The 334-nt window shown below is 70.1% G+C and carries 1 protein-coding gene; it reads right to left on the bottom strand.

Annotated elements, in window-relative coordinates; translation table 11 throughout:
• On the bottom strand, positions 1 to 334 hold a 334-nt coding region (locus tag WU80_RS24940; RefSeq protein ID WP_156349801.1), incomplete at both ends, for a hypothetical protein.

Raw genomic sequence — 334 nt, 5'->3', positions numbered from 1 at the left:
GGCCCAGGCGATGTTGAAGTCCTCCACCAGGATCCGCCACGACACCGCGTCGACGGCCAGGTGATGCACGATCAACACCAACTGCCCCGCGCCGGTGATCCATAACGCGCTGAGCATCTTTCCGGCCGCGGGGTCTAAGAAGGAGCGCGCCTGGGCGAGCGCCGCATCGGTCAACGCCTCGGCGGCGTGCAGGCACTCATCGGCGGTGACGGCGCCGGGTTCGGGTACGGACAGCGACCGCTCCGTGTCGGCGCGCAGCCTCAGCATGGGGTGGTGGTCGAGCAGGGCCTGCAAGATGGTCACGACGTCGGTGGGGGTGGCCCCGGCCGGGGCT

Source organism: Mycobacterium sp. UM_11 (genome assembly GCF_001414075.1).
GTDB lineage: Bacteria > Actinomycetota > Actinomycetes > Mycobacteriales > Mycobacteriaceae > Mycobacterium.
Note: the sequence above shows the minus strand (reverse complement) of the source record. Positions and strands in the feature narration are given on the sequence as shown.